Raw genomic sequence first — 22293 nt, forward strand, 5'->3', positions numbered from 1 at the left:
GCCTCAAAAGCTCTTGAAGGATGCGATGGAGCGCGTGATCAGGCGATCGACATCGCTCGGATTGTCATGTTCGACGACGAAGTGCTTGGTCTTGGTGCCGGCCAGCGCCTTGAGCAGCTTTGCCCACGGAACGGTACCGTGCCCGACATCCGCCCAGCCGTCTTCATTCTTGTTCTCGCCCGCCGGCGCAATGTCCTTGACGTGAACGGCGGTGATGCGCGGACCCAGCTTTTCGATCCAGGCAAAGGGATCGCCGCCGCCGCGGATGACCCAGGCAATATCGGCTTCCCAGGAAATATCCGGAGCGCCTTCGAAGATCTGCTCGATCGGCAGCGAGCCGTCGGCCTGCTTGACGAATTCGAAGTCATGGTTGTGCCAGCCGAATTCGAAGCCCGCATCCTTGTAGGGCTTGCTCATTTCATGCAGGCGTTTGCCGAATGCGCGCCAGCCGGCGGCATCGCTCGGGCGCTGGTCGGCGCCGATATGCGGCGCATAGATCGAATCCATGCCGAGCGTCTTGGCGATGGTGAGCGATTTCTGCACTTCGCCGTCGAGGAAGTCCGGGCTGAAATGGCCGCTCGCCATCCGCAGGCCGTTCTTGTCGAGTTCGGCGCGCAGGTTCTTGAGGCCGGTCTCATCAAGATCGGCATAGATACCGCCGAAGCCTTCGACTTCGGCATAGCCGGCCTTGCCGAGCTTTACGAAGATCTCCGAATAAGGCTGGAAATTGCGGGCGCTGTAGAGCTGAAATCCAAGTTTCGTCATCAATAGTCCTCCAATGGCCTTCGGGCCGTCCGTCTTGGGGCTTGGGGCCCCGAAAGCGCCGCCACTGCGACGCAATAGTTCAATCCGCCGGTTGGCTGGCCACCGACTGGCTGGATTGCAGATCGTAGATGCAGAATTCGGGCACGCCGCTTGCGAGCGGCTTGGTGGGCGTGAACACGACGCGGCGGCTTTCGCCGGCGGCAAGATCGAAGGCGTTGTCGGAATAGCGCCCTTCCGCCTCGCTCTCGATCATCACGAACAGCGCAAGTCCCCTTGCGGTGACGGTGAGTTCCACGGTCCCGTTTTCCTCTTTCTCCTCCCGCAGCACCGTCAGGCCGGCGGGCTGAAGCTCAAGCGCCTTATAGGTGCCGTGAACATAATGCCCCTCGCCGCCCATGCCGTTCGATGCGGTGAAGCGCCACGCCAGCAGGCAATCGGTGGGAACCTGATCCGCATCGATCGACAATGCCGTGACAGCCGCATCCGGCGTGCAGACGGCATGCGCCGTCGTCAGCGGCAGGCGCTCGCCGTCAAGCTTCAGCAGCGAGACGGAAATATCGGCGGTCACGTCAACATTGGTGTCATTGACCAGAGAGAAGCGGATCGTCTTGTTGTCTTCCGACGGAATAGCCGCGACCGATACGGGTTGGAAGAAGCGCCGCACCAGATAGTGCATGACCTTCCACCGGCCGCCGTAATCGAGGCTCGACCACGAGGCGACAGGCCAAGTATCGTTGAGCTGCCAGTAGATGGTGCCCATGCAATGCGGCTTCAGCGACCGCCAATATTCCACCGCCGTCTTGATGGCGAGACCCTGCTGGACCTGACTCAAATAGACGAAATTCGGGAAATCCTTCGGGAAGCGGAAATAGCGGAACATCGTGCCGGCAATGCGCTCGTTGCCGCCGGCATTCTTTTGGTGCAGCTCCATGACCGGAGAGGCGATGTTCATATCCTTCGCCTCGGCATAGGTCTTGATGACGGGCAGCGAGGTATAGGATTGGAAGCCGAATTCCGAGCAGAAGCGCGGCCGCACGGACCGATAATTGTCGAAGGACTTGTTTTCGTGCCAGACCGACCAGTAATGCATGTCGCCAGAGCCATCGGCATGCCAGGCGTCGCCGAAATTGAGATAGCCCGAAGCCGGGCTCGACGGCCACCAGATCGCATCCGGCAGCGCCTTCTTCATCGCCGTCTCAATGGTCCTGTTCAGGCGGTCGTAGGAGACGAGATAGCGATCGCGATCCTTACGGGACTCCTCGAACCAGGTGAGCGCGCCCACCAGCTCATTGTCGCCGCACCAGAGAACGATGGACGGATGTGTCGCCAGCCGGCGAACCTGATAGCCCACCTCTGCCTCGACGTTCTCCAGAAAATCGCCCGTCGACGGATAGAGATTGCAGGCAAACATGAAGTCCTGCCACACCATGAGGCCCAGGCGGTCGCAGGTATCGTAGAACCAGTCATGCTCGTAGAAGCCGCCGCCCCAGACGCGGATCGCATTCATATTGGCCGCCGCTGCCGATTGTAGCAGATCCTCCGTCGCGGCCGGGTTGGAGCGCGAAAACAGCGCGTCGGCCGGAATCCAGTTGGCCCCGCGGGCAAAGATCTCGCGACCGTTGACCTTCAATGCGAAACGACTGCCGGCCTCATCTTCGTCGGCAATCAATTCGACCGTTCGCAGGCCGATCTGCCGCGTCACGGTTTCGAAATTGGTTTCCACGGACAAAGCATAGAGCGCCTGCTCGCCATTGCCGGCCGGCCACCAAAGCTTTGGCTTATCGATATGGAAGAAATGGGTAATCGAGGTTTCGCCGGCATTGACACCGACGTCGAGACGCACGCGCTCGTCGTCGAGCGAAAAGTAGAGCTGCGCAATCCCTGTTCCATCGGCAAACAGCGCCACCGTCACCTTGAGGTCGACCGAGCCGTCGTCGTTGTGGAGCTGCTGGGTGACGACATTTTCGATGCGGGCGATTTCGAGCTTCTTCAGCGCGATGGTGCCGTAGAGGCCAAGCGGTGCGATTGCGATGTTCCAGTCCCAGCCGAAATGGCATTGCGGCTTACGCAGCATGTTGCCGTTCGGGATCGGTGAGTTCCCGGTGCTGTAGGGAATGTAGAACGGCTGCTTCGCCTGCAGTGCGGCTCCGGCCGCGATGCTCGAATGCAGGACGATGCGAATGATGTTTTCGCCTGTCTTCAGTGCCTTCGAGACATCGGGGCGATAGCGCTGGAAGCAGTTGTTGGCCTCCAGCATGAGCATATCATTGACATAGACGCTTGCGACGGTGTCGAGATAATCGATATCGAGATACCAGTCGCCATCGATATCATCGAGCGTGAAGTTGCGCGTCAGCTCCCAATCCTGCTTGGCGGCCCACTGCACCACCTCTTCATTGCGGCCGAAATAGGGATCGGGAATAAGCCCTTCCGCATGCAGGGCCGTGTGGACATCACCGGGCAGCGACATGGCAAGCGAATGGTCGCTGTCGGGAGAGGTCAGCCTCCACGATCCGGCCAGATCGACAGTGAAGTTATCATTGATCGAAGACGACATCGGACCTCCTCGGACCGCTGCGAGGCGGAGGCGGCAAGGCCGCCTCCTTTCATGGGATCATATTCTGAGTTCTGTCTGCGCATCGAAGAGCGATGCGAGAGACATGTCAAAGCCGAGCTTTACGGCCGAACCGGGGCCGAAGCGCCTGGCGCCATTGACGCGAACCGACATCGTATGGCCGGCATGCTTCAGCCACAGCAAGTTATCGGCACCCATCGGCTCCTCGATATCGACGGTGGCATCGTGGACCTCGGCGCCGGGCGCGGCCACTTCATTGACCTTGATGTGCTCGGGACGAACGCCCAGCACCACCTTGCGGCCGGCTTGCAGCGCCTCGCCGGCCTTATAGCCATCGAGAGAAAACAGCACGTCGTTAGTCGCGAACACGACCTTGCCTTCCCGATTGACCAGCTCGCCCTTGAGGAAGTTCATCGATGGCGATCCGATAAAGCCGGCCACGAAGAGATTGCGCGGCTCGTTGTAGATCGTCGTGGGATCATCAAGCTGCATGATGACGCCGTTCTTCATAATCGCGATGCGGTCGGCAAGCGTCAGCGCCTCGATCTGGTCATGGGTGACATAGATCATCGTGTTCTTCAGCGACTGATGCAGCCGCTTGATTTCGACGCGCAGCTCCGAGCGCAGCTTGGCGTCGAGGTTCGACAGCGGTTCGTCGAAGAGGAAGACGTCGACATCGCGCACTAGGGCGCGGCCGATCGCGACGCGCTGGCGCTGGCCGCCCGAAAGCTCGGCTGGCTTGCGTTTCAACAGCGGCTGGATCTGCAGGATCTCGGCGGCACGGGCGATGCGCTTGTCGATCTCCGCCTGCGGTACCTTGGCGACGCGCAGGCCGAAGGACAGGTTCTTCTCGACCGTCATCTGCGGATAGAGAGCATAGGACTGGAACACCATGCCGATGCCGCGATCCTTGGGCTCTTCCCAGGTGACGTTCTTGCTCTTGATGAAGATCTGCCCCTCGGTGATGTCGAGCAGGCCGGCGATGCAATTGAGCAAGGTCGACTTGCCACAGCCCGACGATCCCAAGAGCACCAGGAATTCGCCATCATTGATCTCGAGATTGAGGTTCTTCAGAACGGTGACCGCGCCGAAATCGAGCGACAGGTCTTTGATGGAAACGCTGCTGTTCATGGATCACCCCTTCACTGCGCCGGCGGCGATGCCCCGAACGAAAAGCCGTCCGGAGACGAAATAGACGATAAGTGGAACAAGGCCCGTAAGGATCGTTGCCGCCATGTTGACGTTGTATTCCTTCACGCCCTGGACGGAATTGACGATATTATTGAGCTGGACGGTCATCGGATAATATTCCGGCCTGGTGAAGACGACGCCGAACAGGAAGTCGTTCCAGATACCCGTAATCTGCAGGATCATGGCGACGACGAAGATCGGCAGCGACATGGGCAGCATGATGCGCAGGAAAATCTGCCAGAAGCCGGCGCCGTCGATACGCGCGGCCTTGAAAAGCTCCGCAGGCAGCGACGCGAAATAATTGCGGAACAGCAAGGTCAGGATCGGCATGCCAAAGATGCTGTGCACCAGGATAAGTCCGCTGAGCGTGCCGTAGATACCGATTTCGCGCAGTACGATGACGATCGGATAGATCATGACCTGATAAGGGATGAACGCGCCGATGATGAGGATCGAGAAGAAGAAATCCGCGCCCTTGAACCGCCAGTTGGCGAGCGCATAGCCGTTGACCGAAGCAATCGCGATCGAGAGGACCGTCGACGGCACGGTGATGCGCACGGAATTCCAGAAGCCGCGGGAAAGACCGTCGCAGTTGAGACCGGTGCAAGCCGTTGCCCAGGCTTTCACCCATGGTTCGAATGTAATCTCGAGCGGCGGCGAGAAGATGTTGCCAAGCCGGATTTCCGGCATTCCCTTCAGCGAGGTGACGATCATCACATAGAGCGGCAACAGGTAGTAGGTCGCGGCAACGAAGAGCGTGCCGTAGAGCATGATGTTGCGGCCGGAAATCACCCGGCGCGGCTTGCGGCCGCTCGGTCCGGAGAGCGTCTTGTCCGTCGAGGCAGCACCGCCGTTCGCATTCTTGAGAGTAATAGTATCAGACACGTTTGCGCCCTCCGCCGAATTCCAGGTAAGCCCAGGGGATGACGACGATCGCGACGGTCACCAGCATCATGGTGGAAGCTGCAAATCCCTGACCGAGATTTTGCGCCTGGAACATGTAATCGTAGACGTATTTCGCCGGGACTTCGGAAGCGATGCCGGGTCCGCCGCTCGTTTGCGCGACGACGAGGTCGTAGACCTTGACGATACCGCTGGCGATGATGACTAGAGTTGTGATGAAGACCGGGCGCATCATTGGAATGACAACGAACAGATAGGTCTTCCACATGGGTATCCCATCCACCCGCGCTGCTTTCCAGATATCTTCGTCGATGCCGCGAAGGCCGGCGAGCATCAGGCACATCACGAGGCCTGTTCCCTGCCAGAGCGCGGCGATCAGCACGCCATAGATGACGATGCTTGGCGTATAGAGCGGATCGAAAGCGAAGGTCGTCCAGCCAAGCGAACGCACCACGGACTGGATGCCGAATTCTGGATTGAGCAGCCACTGCCAGACGAGGCCGGTGACGATGAAAGAGAGGGCGAAAGGATAGAGGAAAATCGTGCGGAAGGTGTTTTCGAACCGGATCTTCTGGTCCATCAGCGCAGCCAACACAAAGCCGATGACGAGACTGAAGATTATGGAAAGAATGCCGTAAATGGCAAGATTTTCGATGGACATGACCCAACGCGGCGCCGCCCACAAACGGTGGTATTGGTCCAGCCCGACGAAGCTGAGACGTGGCAGCAGCTTTGAATTGGTGAAGGAATAAACCACCGTCCAGATTGTGCCGCCCAGGAAGATGACGACGGCCGTCAGGATCATTGGAATGGATGCAATCTTCGAATTCAGATTGCGCAGAAATTGATTTGGCCGGCCGGCTTTCGCATGACCCGTCATTTTAGCTCCTTCTAAAGCGCGATTGCTTCGACGATCAGACCCCGGGATCATGCCCGGCTCATGTCGCTCTCTCCTCATTCACGGCCGAACGTCACATCCCTGTGGGTCCGCGCCTGAGGGGCGCCGTAGCCGGCCGGATCACAAGACGTGTCCCGGCCATGATACCGACCCGCAATGCGAGGCCGGTATCACTACAGCGAGAAGATAGAGATCAATCAGCAGCAGTGATGATCTCGACGAAGCGCTTCTGGGCCGCTTCCGGCGTCATCGAAGGATTGGCGAAGAACTCGGAGAACAGGTCTTCTTTCTGCTTCTGGCTGTCGGCAGAGAGAAGCTGGTCCGTACCCTGGATCACGTTACCCTTCTTCAGAATTTCCAGGCCCTTCTTCATGCAGTCGTTGGCTGATGTGAGGTCCACGTCGCCGCGCACCGGCAGCGAACCCTTCTTCAGGTTGAAGGCTACCTGTGTCTTCGGATCGAGAAGCGTCTTGGCGAGTGCATCCTGAGCCTTCGACTTGGCCTCATCCTTCAGCAGCGGGAAGTAGAATGCGTCGCCGCCTGTGGAAATGACTTCATTGACACCGAGACCCGGAAGGCAGGTATAGTCCGTGCCGGCCTTCTGGCCTGCCAAGGCGAACTCACCCTGCGCCCAGTCTCCCATGATCTGGCCGCCGGCCTTGCCGGTGATGACCAAGTTCGTGGCCTGGTTCCAATCCTGAACGTTGGAGCCCTTGGACATCTTGCGGGCGTCGTCTGCAGCCTTGAAGACCTTGGCGATCTCAGGCCCGGCAGCTACTTTCGCATCCTTATCCTTGAACACTTTCTCGAAGGTATCCTTGCCGGCGATGGCGACCATCAAGACGTCAAAGGCGCCTGCCGCCTGCCATGGCTGACCACCGACGGCAAGCGGAACGATGCCCGCCTTTTCCAGTGCGGGAGCGGCGCCAACAAACTCATCCCAGTTCTTTGGAACAGGAACGCCGGCCTTCTTGAAGGCAGCATTCGAAAGCCAGAGCCACTGCCAGGAATGGATATTGACCGGTGCGCAATAGATCTTGCCGTCGATCGTGCAGGAATCGAGCAAGCTGGATGGACGGATGATGTCTTTCCAGTGTTCCTGCGTCGCGACATCGGTCAGATCGCGCATGAGGCCTGCCTGCACCAGTTCCTCGGCCTGACGACCGTGGTTGAATTGCGTGGCGCCCATCGGATCACCGCCGGTGATGCGGCTGATCATGATCGGACGCGCAGTCCCGCCCGAGCCGGCGATCGCGCCATCGACCCAATGATTGCCGGTGGCGTCGAAAGCCTTTGCCAACTCGGCCACGGCGGCTGCTTCGCCGCCCGAAGTCCACCAATGGGTTACCTCCAGGTCGGTCGCATTGGCCGCACCAAGCGGCAACACTACCGAAGCAGCCAGCGCAGCAGCCATTAAACGAATATTCATGAGTTCTCCTCCCTCACTGAAACGTTGCCGGAAAAACCTAGTCGAATCATTTTCGCTGCGCAACCGCCAACTCGAGATTTTTTCGACAACGAGCGATTATACAACCTATGGATAAGTTTCCGCCTGCGAAATTAAGCCGATGACATTGGCTTTTCAACAGGCATGCGCAAGGATGCATCTTAATAACTATTTGATTATAAACAATATAATTATAAGAATGCATAGCCATCCCCCTGATACCGTGCAACGGATGGAATCCCACCTGCCGGCAGACTCGAATACAACCCTTGGAAATAGTGTCGAAAGACATATCCAAAATAGTGCTCGACATTCGTACTGTATCGTTACAGTTTCTATTTAAAGCGAGGAGGCGCCGCGTTTCGCCCATGCTTGCGATGCAGGCCTGGCGATATAAGCGGATTGGCCGCGGGAGGCGGCCGGGAGGCGGGCTTGGACGGAATGGACAATAAGAAAACTTCAGGCGCCGGCACGCGGTCTGGGCCAGAGCGGCCAACGCTGAAAACGATCGCCTTCATGACGGGACTTGGAATTACCACCGTTTCACGCGCGCTGAAGGATGCTTCCGACATCGGTGCTGAGACGAAGGAACGGGTGCGCATGGTCGCCCGCCAACTGGGTTATCAACCGAACCGGGCCGGTGTGCGCCTCAGGACCGGTAAGACCAATGTCATCGCGCTGGTGCTGAGCATCGACGAAGAAATCATGGGCTTTACCAGCCACATGGTCTTCGGCATCTCCGAGGTTCTGGCCGGCACGCAATATCACCTGGTCATCACGCCGCATTCGCATAGCAAGGATCCGCTGGTGCCGGTGCGCTATATCCTCGACACCGGCTCCGCCGATGGTGTCATCATATCGCGTACGGAGCCGGATGATCCGCGCGTCGAGCTCATGCATGATCGCAATATGCCTTTCGCCACGCACGGGCGGACGGATATGGGTATCATCCACCCTTTCCACGACTTCGACAACGAGGCCTTTGCGCACGAGGCCGTCCGTGCGCTGGTTGCAAGAGGGCGGCGTCGCCTGGCCCTGCTGCAGCCATCGAGCAAGCTCACCTACTATTCGCATACCCGCATCGGTTTTCAGACGGGCCTGCATCAATATGGTGCCGAGGAGATTCCGCTCAGGATAACCACCGACAATGCGCTTGCCGATATCAAGGACGCGACCGAAGCACTGATGCGCTCTCCGCATGCGCCCGATGGGATCATCTGCTCCAGCAGCGGCGGCGCCATCGCCGTCAATGCCGGCATCGAGGCGGCGGGCTTCCGTCTCGGCCGCGACATCGACATGGTCTCCAAGCAATCGGCCGATGTCCTGAGCTGGATCAGGCCCGAGATCATCACGGTGTCGGAAGATTTCCGCCATGCCGGGCGGGAACTCGCCAAGGCTGTCATCGCCCGTATTGACGGGGTGGAGCCGGAACTGCTGCAAAGCATCAGCCCGCCCGTCTGGCCGAAGAGCTGATAAGAAAAAGGCCTGCCGGAGTGGTTTCCGGCAGGCCCTTGATTTCGGATCGATCGAAGCTCTCAACCCTGCGCGCCGCTGCCCCATGGGCCGTGATGGATATCCTTGCCGTCGACACGGTCGAAGCCGTGCGCGCCGAAAAAGTCGCGCTGGGCCTGGATCAGGTTGGCGGTGCCGCGAGCCTGGCGATAGGCGTCGAAATAGGTCAGCGCCGAAGCAAGGGCCGGAACCGGAAGGCCGCCGGCGGTCGCAGCCGAAACGATGCGGCGCAGCGACGGGATCGATTCCTTGACCATCTCGGCAAAGGCCGGCGTGACGATCAGGTTCGCCGCATCCGGGGCCTTGGTGAAGGCGCTGGTGATTTCGTCGAGGAACTGCGAGCGGATGATGCAGCCGGCACGCCAGATCTTGGCGATCACAGGCATCGGCAGCGACCAGTTGAATTCCTTCGAGGCTTCCGCCATGACGGCAAAGCCCTGCGCATAGGCGCCGATCTTGGCTGCAAACAGCGCAAGCTCGAGATCCTTCAGCAGGTCCGGACCAAAGCTGATCGGGAACTTGTAGTCCGGCGTGCCGAAGATCTTCTCGGCAGCTTCGCGCTGGCTCTTGATCGCAGACAGGCTGCGGGCCGCAACGGCCGCCTCGATCGCGGTTGCCGGAATGCCCATGTTCTGCGCTTCGATGGCAGACCACTTGCCGGTGCCCTTCTGGCCGGCTTTGTCGAGAATGACATCAGGCATGGCGCTGCCGGTCGCCGGGTCCTTGGCGGCCAGAACCTTCTCGGTGATCTCGATCAGGTAGGAGTTCAGGCGGCCCTTGTTCCAGTCGCCGAAGATCGAGCTGATTTCAGCGGCGTTCTTGCCGAGGCCGTCGCGCAGAATGCCGTAGATTTCGGCGATCATCTGCATGTCGGCATATTCGATGCCATTGTGGATGGTCTTGACGAAATGTCCGGCGCCATCATTGCCGAGCCATGCGACGCATGGATCGTCATTGTACTTGGCGGCAATCGACGTCAGCACCTTCTCGACGCGCTTGTAGGAATCTTCCGTGCCGCCGACCATGATGGAGGGGCCGTGACGCGCACCTTCCTCACCGCCGGATACACCCATGCCGATGAAGGTCAGGCCGGTATCCTTCAGGCGATCGAAACGGGCGATCGTATCGCGGAAATTGGCGTTGCCGGCGTCGATCATGATATCGCCCTTGTCGAGATGCGGCTGCAGCGCCGCCATCTGCTGGTCGACCGGCTCGCCGGCCTTGATCATGATGATGATCGGGCGCGGCGGACGGATCGCCTCGACGAACTCCTCGATCGTCTTGCAAGGAATGATCTTGTCCTTGAGCGCGCCCGCATTCGCGTAGAATTCATCCGTTACCTGCGGCGTACGGTTGAAAACCGCGATTTTGTTGCCTTTTTCGGCAATGTTGAGCGCCAGATTCGATCCCATCACCGCGAGACCGATCAGCCCGATTTCTGCCTTTTCCACGACAATCCTCCAATGAGTCTTTGACTGCGCCCGGCCCTACCCTGAAGACCCGGAAGACGCATCAACATCCGATATGACGCAATGCCCTCGACGCGACCTGCGACGGCCTACGTTCGGCGTTGTTGTTGCACTCCGGACGGAAAACGGCAAGCCTTCGCAAGCCGTGAATCGTCCCCTTTGCAGGACTGTGCAAGAATGTTGCTGGATTCGTGATTTATCCATTTCTCGAAGCCGCAATTGCCTGACCGATCGTCAGCCCATGAGGGATATAGAGGAGGAAGACACCATGTCGACCATGAGTGCGAAGATCGTGCATATCTCCATCGATCGTAACTGGAAGGAAGTCTACGGCTACGCCAGCCGCCCGGAAAATATGCCTTTCTGGGCGTCGGGCCTGGCATCGGGACTGACGCAGGATGGAGACGACTGGATCGCGGAAGGTACCCTCGGCACTGCCCGCGTGCGCTTCTCGCCCCGCAACGATTTCGGCGTCATCGACCATCGGGTGACGCTCGAGTCCGGTCTGCAGGTTCACAATGCCCTGCGCGTCGTACCGAATGGCGACGGTTGCGAGGTCATGTTCACCCTGCTCCGGCTGCCCGGCATGACCGAAGAACAGTTTGCGGCCGATGCCGCGCACATAATGAAGGATCTGAAGACGTTGAAAGAGCTTATGGAGCGCTGAAGCAATTCCAGGAAAAGTGCGCAGCGGTTTTCCGTCCGGAATTGCGAAAAAACAGAGGGATGGAGCAGTTCGGATATCCCGCGAAGGATTGAACGGCTCCAGGCGCCGTTACAGCGAACGCAACGTCCAATCGACGAGCTCGCCGGCGACGCCCGCAAATGCCGCATCGAGTGCGCGGACGAAATCAGGGTTGCTGCCACCGTTGACCGGCACGACCTTGCGGAAGACATTCTGCGCCTTCACCGTACCGGTGCGGTCGTTCAGGATCTTTTCCGAGATTTCGACCGTCGCAGTCTTCTGGCCCCCGGAGGCATTGATCTCGAAGGAGCGGATGTCGGTGACGATCTGATAGTCGATCGCAAGGCCCTGCCCCGGCACGCCGACGCCGCCGAGCTTTCCGGTATTCTCGAAGGCCTCTACCAGCTTCGACTGCACCATCTTGCTCAGCTTGTCGCTCCATTGCGACTTTCCGAGATACTGGATTTCCGAAGGCGAGACGCGGATGACGATCTGGTTGCTGTCCAGCGCCTGCAGCGCCGTCGGTGGCGGGATGAGGATCTGGCGGCTCTTGACCGAAGGCCCGTTCGCCTTCACCGACGCGGAAAGATCGTAGGTGTCATTATTCGAGGCGGTTCCACAGCCTCCGAGCAAGGCTGCGAGCACCGGCAATGCAATCACAGCTTTCCACACCTGATGACGCTCACTCGACACGCAACCGACCATATTCCGCTTATCCCCTGGAAACCAGATATCGCTATTCATCAACGCCGCGCGCGGCCATCATATGTTTTAACCGTATCGCCGCCGAAGATCAGTCGCTGCGGATTGCGGTCGAAATTTGTGATTGTAGTATTCAGATTGTCAACCGTGCCCCGCATGTCGTTGATCAGGGTCTGCGCGTCGCGCAGGCCACCACTTGAGAACTTCTGCAGGTTGTCGGCGATCGGGCCGATGCGGGCGTTGAGATTGTCAGCCGTCTTCTTGAAGGATTCGAGCGTCTCCTTGGCCTGGGCAAACAGCGACTGCGTGCTGTCGTTACCGAGGAGGGAATCGACCTTCGTCAGAATGCCGTCGACCTTGCCGGATGCCGTATTGAGCTTGGTGGAGATATCGCGGGCATTGGCAATCGTCTGATCGATATCCCGCTGATGCGAAGCAACGGAGTTGACGACATCGCGGATCGACGCGACGGCCGCGCGCGCCTGCTTCGTCACCTCGGCAACGTCATCGACCGATCCTCTGACCTTCGCCGGATCGATCGATGCTACAATCTGATCGACGTGTTCGAGCGTCTTTTGCGCCTTCTGCCCGAAAGCATTGTAGGTGTCGGCCGTCTCCTTGAAACTGGCAACCGTCGCCTTCAGATCGGTCGTGGCGTCCGCTACGTTCGCCGTGATCTTGTCCGCATTGGCAATCACGTCGTTGACCTTCTGGGCATCGACCGCACGCACCAGCTTCTCGATCGCATCCAGCGTCGAGTCGACGCGGACGGAGACCGTCTTGAAGGTATCGGACAGCTGTCCGACGCTTGCCAGGAACTTGTCGATATTGTCTGAATTGTCGGCGATGGCCTTGGAGAATTTCTGCGCGTTGCGCACCGTGTCGGTCAAAGGTCCGCGCGAATCCGACACAAAGCCCTGGATGTCGCCGATCGTGTCGTTGGCACGGTTCAGGATTTTGTCGGCCGTCGTCAGCAGGTTGGTCACGCTCGACTGATCGGCGAGCAGCACCGCGCGCTTACCAGTATCAACCGAACGCTTCAGGATATTCTCGTCGCCGTTGCGACCGCCGGAAAGCTCGATATAGGCGGCACCCGTCAGACCCTGAATTTCCAGGATAGCCTTGGTCGAGGTATAGACCGGCGCATCGGCGCGTACCTGGGTGAAAGCCAGAGAATAATTAGGATCGTCGGCATCGATCGACAGACCCTGCACCGAGCCGACCTGAATGCCGTTGAAACGGACCGGCGAACCGACGCTCAAGCCGTTTGCAGAGCCCGGAATGCGCACCACGAGCTCGACCATCGGGCCGCCGCGGCCGTACTCGGCCATCCAGTAGACGAAACCGAAGGCAGCCGCGATCACCAGCAGCGTGAAGAATCCGACGATCGTATAATTCGCTTTGGTTTCCATTGTCTCCAGTCACTTCTCGCGGCCGTTGGCGCTTCTTGCGCCTTTGTCGTCGTTGTGCCCCCTGATGTCTTCCCGCGGCACGATCGAACGTGCGCGCTTGCCCCTGAAGTAGGATTGCACCCAGGGGTCATCGCAGGCGAGCATGTCCTCAACCGTACCTTCCACCAATACTCGCTTCTGTCCGAGGACAGCAATACGGTCGCAGACGGAAAACAGGCTGTCGAGGTCGTGAGTCACCATATAAACGGTCAGGCCGAGCGTGTCGCGCAGCCTGGCGATCAGCTCGTCGAATTCGGTGGCGCCGATCGGATCGAGGCCGGATGTCGGCTCGTCGAGGAAAACGAGGTCGGGATCGAGCGCCAGAGCTCTCGCCAGCGCGGCACGCTTGATCATGCCGCCGGAAAGCTCGGAAGGATATTTGTCGGCTGCATCCGCGGCGAGACCCACCATCCGGATCTTCATCAGCGCCAGTTCGTCCATCATCTCCTGCGGCAGGTCCAGATATTCCCGCATCGGCACCTGAATATTTTCCTTCACCGTCAGTGACGAAAACAGCGCGCCCTGCTGGAAGAGAACGCCAAGCCGCATGTCGAGCTGGTTTCGCTCCGGCTCGGAGAGTGTGTCATAGTCCTCACCGAGTATCTCGATCTTGCCTGAGCGCCGCGGCAACAGCCGCAGCACCGTGCGCAGCAGCACCGACTTGCCCGCGCCGGAAGCCCCGACGAAACCCAGGATCTCGCCGCGATAAATATTCAGGTTCAATTTATCCAGGACGACTTTCGATCCGAAAGCGACGGTGACATCCTGCGCCGACAGCACGATATCCCGGCCTTGCTCGTCTTTCTGCAGCGGAATGTCCGAGTGAAGCGCGCTCATCCCTGCCATTCCTCAGAAGTCGATTGCTGCGTAGAACATGGCAAAGAGCCCGTCCATCAGGATGACGACGAAGATCGACTTCACCACCGACGAGGTCACATGCTGGCCAAGGGATTCGGCGCTGCCTCCGACCTTCAATCCCTCCACCGCCGCAACGATGCCGATGACAAGCGCCATGAACGGCGCCTTGATCATGCCCGAAATGACCGTCGACAGGCTGATGGCCTCGTGCAGACGCGAGATGAAGGTTGCAAAAGTGATGCCGGAATAGCCCCAGGCGACCATCGCGGCGCCAAAAAGCGAAGCGAAGTTGGCAATGACCGTCAGCAAGGGCAAAGCCACGGTCAGCGCGACCAGCCGCGGGAAAATCAGCACGCCGATAGGATTCAGGCCCATGACCTTCAGAGCGTCGACCTCCTCACGCATCTTCATCGAGCCGATTTCCGCAGTGATCGCACTGCCGGAACGGCCGGCGATCATGATCGCGGTCAAAAGCACGCCGATTTCGCGCAATTGCAGGATGCCGACCAGATCGACGACGAAGACTTCGGCGCCGAAATAGCGCAGCTGGAAAGCACCCTGCTGCGCGATGATGGCACCAATCAAAGACGACATCAGCAGGATGATCGGAACCGCGCGCACTGCCATGTGATCGATCTGGTTGACGATCGAAGCCGGCGAAACGCCGCTGCCGCGCCCGAATTTGAGCTGCGCACCGCGCACGGCCGAACCCAATATATACATGGCGGCGATAAGATTGCCCCAGATCTCATAGACGCTCTTGCCGATCGGTGCGAGAATCCGCTCCGCCAACGATGTCTTCTGTTTCCGCTCTCCGGCCTCAGCATCGGGATCTTCATCGAATGCCGTCAGCAATTCGTCGATATGCGGATTGGAGCCTTCGATGGTGACGCTGGCTTTATGTGCTTCCTGGCTTTCCTTGAGCCGGCGGATCAGCAGCGCACCCGCCGTATCGACATCCGAAAGACCGGAAACGTCGATCACGACTTCGCCGCCGGAGCTGCGCTTCGACAGCTGCTCGATCTGCCGCAGCACGCCATGCACGTTGGCGCTACGCCAATTGCCTTCCAGCCGATAGCGATGACCCGCGCCCTCGGGCGCATCGTCGATCCTCGGTGCATCGGACTTTTGTTCGGCCGCTTTCAATTCACGCGTCTTTCAAATCTGGCACACCATGCGCCGACTCGGAGAGCCCGCATGGCCAATGCTTAATACACCGACTAGGCAGGGAATTTCCATCTCGCGCCGGCGCCAACATATGTCACGGCTTTTTGATATCCAAATGAATTTGTTGCACCGCGTCAGGACACGCCGTGAGCGCCCCGCCTATCGCCGGCTTTCGGGCCTGCAGCCCATAGGCGAAAATGACCGTGCCCAGGCCGAAAGCGGCAATACCGGCCATGACATAATAGCTTTCGAGGTCCAGCCAGGCATAGAGATATCCGGACGCCAGCGTCATCAGGCCGAGGAACATGCCATTATAGAAATAATAGGCGCCCTGAGCCGATGATTCCTGCGTTTCATGAACCGAGGCGACGATGCGGCTCTGGATGCCGGTGTGGACGCAGGCATAGGTGCAGGAGTGAAAACATTGCAGCACGAAATAGCCCATGAAACCGAAATTGATCGGAAACAGAACCCAGCGCAGGATGCACATGGTCGAGCCGAAAAAGATCAGCGTCCACGCGCTGAACCGCCGGCTCAGCTTTTTCGAGAGGAAAAAGACCATCACCTCCGCCGCAACGCCGATGCTCCAGAGAATGGCGATCTCCGCGCCGGAAAAACCCAGCTTGCGCCAATAGATCGACGCGAACGTATAGAGCATCGCATGGCTCGACTGCTGGATCGATACCCCGATCATGGCGACGAGCAACTGCGGGGAACGCAGGTTTCCGGTCGGCGGCTGCAGATTGATCGGCTGGTTGCGGCGGCGCGTCGGCCCGATGCGCGGAGCAAACAGGCCCATCAGCGTCGTCAGGATGAAACCTGCCACCATGACGGGCAATACGGTCGCTCCGCCCCACATGCCGATCAATTGCCCGCCGAGAAGGGTGGACAGGATGAATGTGATCGAGCCCCACACGCGCATGGAACCGTAATCGAAGCCCCAGCGGCGCACGCCCGACATGGCGATCGACTCCACCACGGGCACATATGGCGCATAGGTTGCGCCCTGGATGCCATAGACCAGAAGCACCGGCCAGAAGTCGCTGGTCCAGTAGAGCGCGATTGCCGTCAAAAGTGACAGGGCGCCGGACCACAGCAACACATCGGCACGCTCGGTCATATGATCCGCGAGCACGGCGATGACGGGCGTCACCAACACGCGCACGACCATGGGGATCGCGATCACGAGGCCGATCTCGTGATCGTTGAAATTCAGCCCCGCCAGCCAGACGGGAAAGAACGGCAAGGCAATTCCGTTCACAAATAACGGCGCGCAATAGGACAAGGCGGTGCGCAGGCGAAAATAAGGGGGCGCACCTTCGCCCTGGAAGGATTTGATCGCGGGAATCATGACAGACCTGAAGGGGAACTGATTTGTCCCTATCATGCTATCGAGAATACGACTATGGCGAGAAATGGCCAAAACCGTAACGTTTCGGATAAATCCGAAGCCTCGGCGGCTCTAAGACGATCAATAATTATGACAGGCCATTATCAAGCCCGTGAAAAGATGGGACTCAGGCCGCCTGAGCGCCGAGCGGCTGTGGCATTTCCTCGACTGGCGAGCCGACCGGCTGCGTTTCGAGAATGCTCCGCCAAGTGATGAGTTCGAACGTGCCGTCCTCATGCTCGGCGATCGCCGTGCAGCTTTCCACCCAGTCGCCGGTATTGATATAGCGCACGCCGTCGAGATCCTCGATGACGGCATGGTGGATATGACCGCAGATGACCCCGTCGGCATCGTTGCGCTTGGCTTCCTCGGCGACGACACGCTGGAACTCGCCGATGAAGTTGACGGCATGCTTGACCTGCAGCTTCGCCCAGGCCGAGAACGACCAGTATGGCATGTTCAGGCGGCGGCGCACCGCGGCAAGACCGACATTGATCAGAATGGCCATGTCATAGGCCCAGTCGCCGAGATAGGCGAGCAGGCGGGCATTGCGCACGACGACGTCGAATTCGTCGCCATGCAGGATGAGATACTTCTTGCCGTCGGCCGCTTCATGCATGGCGCGCTGCGCCACCTCGATACCGCCGAAATGCATGCCGGGGAAATCACGCAGAAATTCGTCGTGATTGCCGGGAATGTAGACGATCCGCGTGCCCTTGCGCGCCTTTCGCAGGAGCTTTTGCACGACGTCGTTACAATCCTGCGGCCAGTACCAGTTGCGCTTGAGGCGCCAGCCGTCGACGATGTCGCCGACCAGGAAGATGGTATCGGCCTCGTGGTGACGGAGAAAGTCGAGCAGGTAGTCCGCCTTGGCGGCCTTCGAGCCCAGGTGCACGTCAGAAATGAACAGTGTTCGGAATCGCCGGGTGTCCATGTTTTCATTCACGAACTTTAATGTCCGTGCCCTATCTACCTTAGCTATTCCAAAACCAGACTCGTGTTTCAGGAAGATGACAAACCCTGTGTCTGCCGCCTCTTTGGGCCGGATCAGCCGCGTCTGGCCGCGATTGCGAGGTCCGGACGGTCGCTTGTAAAACTGGCGACACCGAGGCGAAACATGGCTCGCGCCGCCTCCTCCGTGTGCGCGGCCCATCCATGCACTCTCACGCCGCCCTTGCGGAAGAACTCCATGATCTCCGCGTCCAACGCATCGGCGCGGACTGCGATCTCCCGCAGCCCGGCGCTGCGCAAAGCCGCCATGATCCCATTCCAGCCGAGTTGCGCGGCAGCCTGGGGCGAACAGAGCAAGATGAAGCCGAGCAGTTCTCCGACATTCAGGCCGCGTTCGTCGAGCGCGAGGCCGAAGGCCTCCAGGCGCGGTAAAGCGAAGCTCGTCACCATCGTGCGCGTCAGCATGCCCGTCGCCAGCAGCTCATCGACAATGCGGGGTTCCATGCCCTCATAGGGCGAGCCGTCCGCCTTGGTCTTGATCTCCAGCCGGAGGTCGACAGCGGACGGTCCAAAGATATCGATGGTTTCCATCAGCGTTGGAATGGTTTCGCCGCCGCTTCCAATCACGATATGGCGCATCAGCTCCTCGTAGCTGAAATCGGCAATCGCACCCTTACCGTCTGTCATCCGGTCGATCAGCGCGTCGTGGTGAACGACGAGCTTGCCGTCCCTGGTCTGGTGGACGTCGAATTCGCCAAGATCGACGTCGAGCTTGGCGGTCTCCGAAAAGGCGAGCCTGGTGTTCTCGGGCCACAGATGGGCGCCACCGCGATGGGAAGCAATCAAAGTCATGAGGAAATCTCCGCGTGAGAACGTCATAGGTCGTCGCAGTGAACTCCTGATGACGCGGCTGCCGTGGCGCGACCTGCGGCAATGCAAGCGCGAAGGGGCGCGGAACCGGCAATCCATGCTTTGCCACGACAAAAACGCGCGGGAGCAACAATTGCATACTGTGAAGGCGAAGCGATTGATGTATGGAGGGGACTCTAGCGCAGGCAGGAATGGAGACGCGAGTTGGATACGAACGACACTTCGAAAGCAGCCAAGAACATGCCGAGCGGCAATTTCGACGATCAGGCGCTTTATTTCCATCGCTATCCCCGCCCCGGCAAACTTGAAATTCAAGCCACAAAGCCGCTGGGCAACCAGCGTGATCTGGCGCTTGCCTATTCTCCCGGCGTCGCCGCCCCCTGCATCGCCATCCGCGACAATCCCGAGATGGCCGCAGACTATACGTCCCGCGCCAATCTCGTGGCCGTGATCTCGAACGGCACCGCGGTGCTCGGTCTCGGCAATATCGGCCCGCTCGCGTCCAAGCCGGTCATGGAAGGCAAGGCCGTTCTCTTCAAGAAATTCGCCGGCATCGACGTCTTCGATATCGAAATTGCAGCCCCGACCGTCGATGAGATGGTCAACACGATTTCAGCGCTCGAGCCGACCTTCGGCGGCATCAATCTCGAAGACATCAAGGCGCCGGAATGCTTCGACGTCGAGCGCCGCCTGCGCGAGAAGATGGAAATTCCGGTCTTTCACGACGATCAGCACGGCACGGCCATCATCGTCGCCGCCGCCATCCTCAACGGGCTGGAGTTGGCCGGCAAGAAGATCGAAGAGGTCAAGATCGTCGCCTCAGGCGCGGGTGCCGCCGCCCTCGCCTGCCTCAACCTGCTGGTGATACTCGGCGCCAGGCGCGAGAACATTTGGGTCCACGATATCGAGGGCCTGGTCTACAAGGAGCGTAACGTCCTGATGGACGAGTGGAAGTCGGTCTATGCACAGGATAGCGACAAGCGCGTGCTCGCCGAATCCATTCCCGGCGCCGATGTCTTCCTCGGCCTGTCCGCAGCCGGCGTGCTGAAGCCAGAGCTTCTCGAGCAGATGGCGGAAAAGCCGCTGATCATGGCGCTCGCCAACCCGACGCCGGAAATCATGCCGGATCTTGCCCGCGCTGCCCGCCCGGACGCGATGATCTGCACCGGCCGTTCGGATTTCCCGAACCAGGTCAATAATGTTCTCTGCTTCCCCTATATCTTCCGCGGCGCGCTCGATTGCGGCGCCAAGACGATCAACGAAGAGATGAAGATGGCCGCCGTGCGCGCCATCGCCGCTCTCGCCCGCGAAGAGCCTTCCGATGTCGCGGCGCGAGCCTATACCGGTGAAACGTTGGTCTTCGGGCCGAACTACCTGATCCCCTCGCCCTTCGATCCCCGCCTCATCCTGCGCATCGCGCCGGCTGTGGCGAAGGCCGCCGCCGACAGTGGCGTGGCACTGCGCCCGATCACCGATTTCGACGCCTATATGGACGAGCTCAACCGCTTCGTCTTCCGTTCAGGCTTCATCATGAAGCCGATCTTCGCAGCCGCGAAGATCGCGGAACGCAAGCGCGTCGTCTTTTCCGAAGGCGAAGATGAGCGCGTGCTGCGCGCCGCCCAGGTCCTGCTCGAGGAAGGCACTGCCGTCCCGATCCTCATTGGCCGCCCGTCGGTCATCGAAACCCGCCTGAAGCGCTACGGCCTGAAGATCCGCCCGCATACCGATTTTGCCGTCATCAATCCGGAAGACGATCCGCGCTTCCGCGAATATGTCGATCTCTATTTCTCGCTCGTCGGCCGCGCAGGCGTCATCCCCGAGGCTGCGCGCACGATCGTCCGCACCAACGCGACCGTGATCGGTGCGCTTGCCCTGAAGCGCGGCGAAGCCGACGCGCTGATCTGCGGCCTGGAAGGCCGTTATGAGCGCCATCTGCGCATCGTCCGCCAGATCATCGGCAAGCGGCCGGACGTTCGGGATTTTTCGGCACTGAGCCTGCTCATCTCGCAGCGCGGCGCCACCTTCTACACCGATACCTACGTGACGTTTAATCCGACCGCCGAGGAAATCGCGGAATCGGCCGTCCTGGCAGCAGAAGAAATCAAGCGCTTCGGCATCGAGCCGCGTGCCGCTCTCGTTTCGCATTCCAACTTCGGCTCGCGGGAATCGGAAAGCGCCACCAAGATGCGCGATGCGCTGGCGCTGGTTCGCGCGGCCGCGCCGGAACTGGAAGTCGACGGCGAAATGCATGGCGACAGCGCCATCTCCGAAAGCCTGCGCCGCCATGTCATGCCGGACAGCGCGCTTTCCGGCGAAGCCAATCTGCTCGTCTTCCCGAACCTCGATGCCGCCAACATCACGCTCGGCGTGGTCAAGACCATGACAGACGGCCTGCATGTCGGCCCGATCCTGCTCGGCACCGCGCTTCCAGCCCACATTCTCTCGCCTTCGGTCACCTCCCGCGGCGTGGTCAACATGGCGGCTCTGGCCGTGGTCGAAGCATCCCAGCTCGTCTAGGTAAAATTCTCGCAGCCGTCGTCGGATGGCTGCGAGCTGCAATTTCATGAAAATCCTCTCGAAATCCATGCGTTTTCATGGATACGTTGTTAAGCTACAGCGTGTAATCTTCAGCGACTTAAAACCGCTTTCGAGAGCAGAACCGTGAATCGCGGCACCCATCTAGTTTCCTTTGCCCTGCTGTCCCTGCTGACGGCCACACCGAGCCTCGCGCAGGCGAATTTCTGCGACGAATTGCGCGGCCGCTATATAGACATCGATGAGGTGACCGGCGCGAGCCAGGAAACACGCCAGCTCTCGCGCGCCATCGTGCAGCAGAACCTGATGATCCGCCGGACGATGAGCGATCTGCGCAGGCAGGGCTGCGTTGAGAATGATGACGCGCCGTTCGGCGGCGAAGACAATCAGGGCGCCTGCGACGACATGCGAATGTCCTTGGACCAGATGCGTGACGATCTCGCCACGCTGATGGATCAGCGCGAGGAAAGCGTTGGCCGCATCGACGCCGCCGCCATGCAGCGCCGGCAATTGCTGGACGCGATGCAGCGGAACGGCTGCAGCCTGCCAGCTTCGGCAACGCCGGATATCGTCATCGATACCCACACGAAACTGGATGCCTATGCGCCGGATCAGCAATCCCTGGCGCGGCCCGATAGCTCCATCACCGTCATCGAAACGCCGAGACTCCAGAAGAACTCCAGCCTGGAGCAGAAACAGGCCCCGGCAGCAAAAGCGCCTGTCGTGACGCAAGCCGCGCCACAGCAGTTTCCGCCGGACCGGCCCTACGATCCGTCCGAAAAAAAGGTCCGCCAGGTCGGGCCGCAATTTCTCGCGACCGACCAGGGCAGCATAGACCTGAGGCATCCGAAAGCAGCCGGCCCCCAGCCGGCGCAATAAGCAGCCGGGTGTTTCGAGTGGGCGCCCGACCGCTTCGTCTGTTGA

The 22293-nt window shown here is 59.7% G+C and carries 18 protein-coding genes; 4 read left to right on the top strand and 14 right to left on the bottom strand.

Annotated features, from left to right (window positions below; genetic code table 11):
• Positions 1-3: 3 nt before the first annotated feature.
• The 6 genes from FP026_RS19765 to FP026_RS19790 all read right to left on the bottom strand — a co-directional run bounded on the left by FP026_RS19765 (position 4) and on the right by FP026_RS19790 (position 7761).
• Positions 4-765, bottom strand: a complete 762-nt coding sequence (locus FP026_RS19765) for a sugar phosphate isomerase/epimerase family protein (protein WP_149636310.1) — start codon at positions 763-765, stop codon at positions 4-6.
• Positions 766-844: 79 nt separating this feature from the next.
• Positions 845-3322 (bottom strand): beta-mannosidase, encoded by a 2478-nt coding sequence (locus FP026_RS19770; protein WP_149636311.1) that lies wholly within the window; start codon positions 3320-3322, stop codon positions 845-847.
• Between the two features lie 57 nt (positions 3323-3379).
• Positions 3380-4471 carry an ABC transporter ATP-binding protein gene (locus FP026_RS19775; protein ID WP_149636312.1) on the bottom strand — a complete coding sequence of 364 codons (1092 nt, stop codon included), beginning with the start codon at positions 4469-4471 and terminating at the stop codon, positions 3380-3382.
• A gap of 3 nt (positions 4472-4474) precedes the next feature.
• The gene (locus tag FP026_RS19780; RefSeq protein WP_246665399.1) at positions 4475-5404 is read right to left on the bottom strand and encodes a carbohydrate ABC transporter permease; all 930 of its coding nucleotides are present in this window, start codon (positions 5402-5404) and stop codon (positions 4475-4477) included.
• A 4-nt stretch (positions 5405-5408) separates the two neighbouring features.
• On the bottom strand, positions 5409-6314 hold the full coding sequence (locus tag FP026_RS19785; protein WP_149636314.1) for a carbohydrate ABC transporter permease: 906 nt from the start codon (positions 6312-6314) through the stop codon (positions 5409-5411).
• 211 nt (positions 6315-6525) lie between these two features.
• Positions 6526-7761 carry an ABC transporter substrate-binding protein gene (locus FP026_RS19790; RefSeq protein WP_149636315.1) on the bottom strand — a complete coding sequence of 412 codons (1236 nt, stop codon included), beginning with the start codon at positions 7759-7761 and terminating at the stop codon, positions 6526-6528.
• A gap of 459 nt (positions 7762-8220) precedes the next feature.
• Between FP026_RS19790 and FP026_RS19795 the strand changes: the two genes are divergently transcribed.
• Complete coding sequence (locus tag FP026_RS19795) at positions 8221-9252, top strand: LacI family transcriptional regulator (protein ID WP_149636316.1); 1032 nt, start codon at positions 8221-8223, stop codon at positions 9250-9252.
• A gap of 62 nt (positions 9253-9314) precedes the next feature.
• On the opposite strand, the gene gndA is transcribed toward FP026_RS19795, so the two are convergent.
• On the bottom strand, positions 9315-10742 hold the full coding sequence (gndA, locus tag FP026_RS19800; protein WP_149636317.1) for an NADP-dependent phosphogluconate dehydrogenase: 1428 nt from the start codon (positions 10740-10742) through the stop codon (positions 9315-9317).
• A gap of 286 nt (positions 10743-11028) precedes the next feature.
• Between gndA and FP026_RS19805 the strand changes: the two genes are divergently transcribed.
• Positions 11029-11427, top strand: coding sequence for an SRPBCC family protein (locus FP026_RS19805; RefSeq protein WP_149636318.1), 399 nt, complete (start codon positions 11029-11031; stop codon positions 11425-11427).
• A 108-nt stretch (positions 11428-11535) separates the two neighbouring features.
• Here the strand turns inward: FP026_RS19805 and FP026_RS19810 are convergent, their stop codons facing one another.
• From FP026_RS19810 to FP026_RS19840, 7 genes are all read right to left on the bottom strand, one after another.
• Positions 11536-12150: an ABC-type transport auxiliary lipoprotein family protein gene (locus FP026_RS19810; RefSeq protein ID WP_149636319.1), complete on the bottom strand. Its 615-nt coding sequence runs from the start codon at positions 12148-12150 to the stop codon at positions 11536-11538.
• 38 nt (positions 12151-12188) lie between these two features.
• Positions 12189-13559, bottom strand: coding sequence for an MlaD family protein (locus FP026_RS19815; RefSeq protein ID WP_149636320.1), 1371 nt, complete (start codon positions 13557-13559; stop codon positions 12189-12191).
• Positions 13560-13568: 9 nt separating this feature from the next.
• Entirely contained in the window at positions 13569-14435 is an 867-nt protein-coding gene (locus FP026_RS19820; protein ID WP_149636321.1) for an ABC transporter ATP-binding protein, read from the bottom strand.
• A 12-nt stretch (positions 14436-14447) separates the two neighbouring features.
• Entirely contained in the window at positions 14448-15602 is a 1155-nt protein-coding gene (locus FP026_RS19825) for an ABC transporter permease (protein ID WP_149636322.1), read from the bottom strand.
• 115 nt (positions 15603-15717) lie between these two features.
• Positions 15718-16974 carry an MFS transporter gene (locus FP026_RS19830; protein ID WP_149636323.1) on the bottom strand — a complete coding sequence of 419 codons (1257 nt, stop codon included), beginning with the start codon at positions 16972-16974 and terminating at the stop codon, positions 15718-15720.
• A gap of 166 nt (positions 16975-17140) precedes the next feature.
• Positions 17141-17947 carry a UDP-2,3-diacylglucosamine diphosphatase gene (locus FP026_RS19835; protein ID WP_149636324.1) on the bottom strand — a complete coding sequence of 269 codons (807 nt, stop codon included), beginning with the start codon at positions 17945-17947 and terminating at the stop codon, positions 17141-17143.
• A 113-nt stretch (positions 17948-18060) separates the two neighbouring features.
• Positions 18061-18816: a glycerophosphodiester phosphodiesterase gene (locus tag FP026_RS19840; RefSeq protein ID WP_188112636.1), complete on the bottom strand. Its 756-nt coding sequence runs from the start codon at positions 18814-18816 to the stop codon at positions 18061-18063.
• A 258-nt stretch (positions 18817-19074) separates the two neighbouring features.
• On the opposite strand from FP026_RS19840, the gene FP026_RS19845 reads away from it, so the two are divergent.
• Together FP026_RS19845 and FP026_RS19850 are read left to right on the top strand one after the other, a co-directional pair.
• The gene (locus FP026_RS19845) at positions 19075-21351 is read left to right on the top strand and encodes an NADP-dependent malic enzyme (protein ID WP_149636521.1); all 2277 of its coding nucleotides are present in this window, start codon (positions 19075-19077) and stop codon (positions 21349-21351) included.
• A 144-nt stretch (positions 21352-21495) separates the two neighbouring features.
• On the top strand, positions 21496-22248 hold the full coding sequence (locus FP026_RS19850; protein WP_149636326.1) for a hypothetical protein: 753 nt from the start codon (positions 21496-21498) through the stop codon (positions 22246-22248).
• The last annotated feature ends 45 nt before the right edge of the window (positions 22249-22293 follow it).

The sequence above is a fragment of the Martinezella tropici genome, from assembly GCF_008370325.1.
Lineage (GTDB): Bacteria > Pseudomonadota > Alphaproteobacteria > Rhizobiales > Rhizobiaceae > Rhizobium > Rhizobium tropici_B.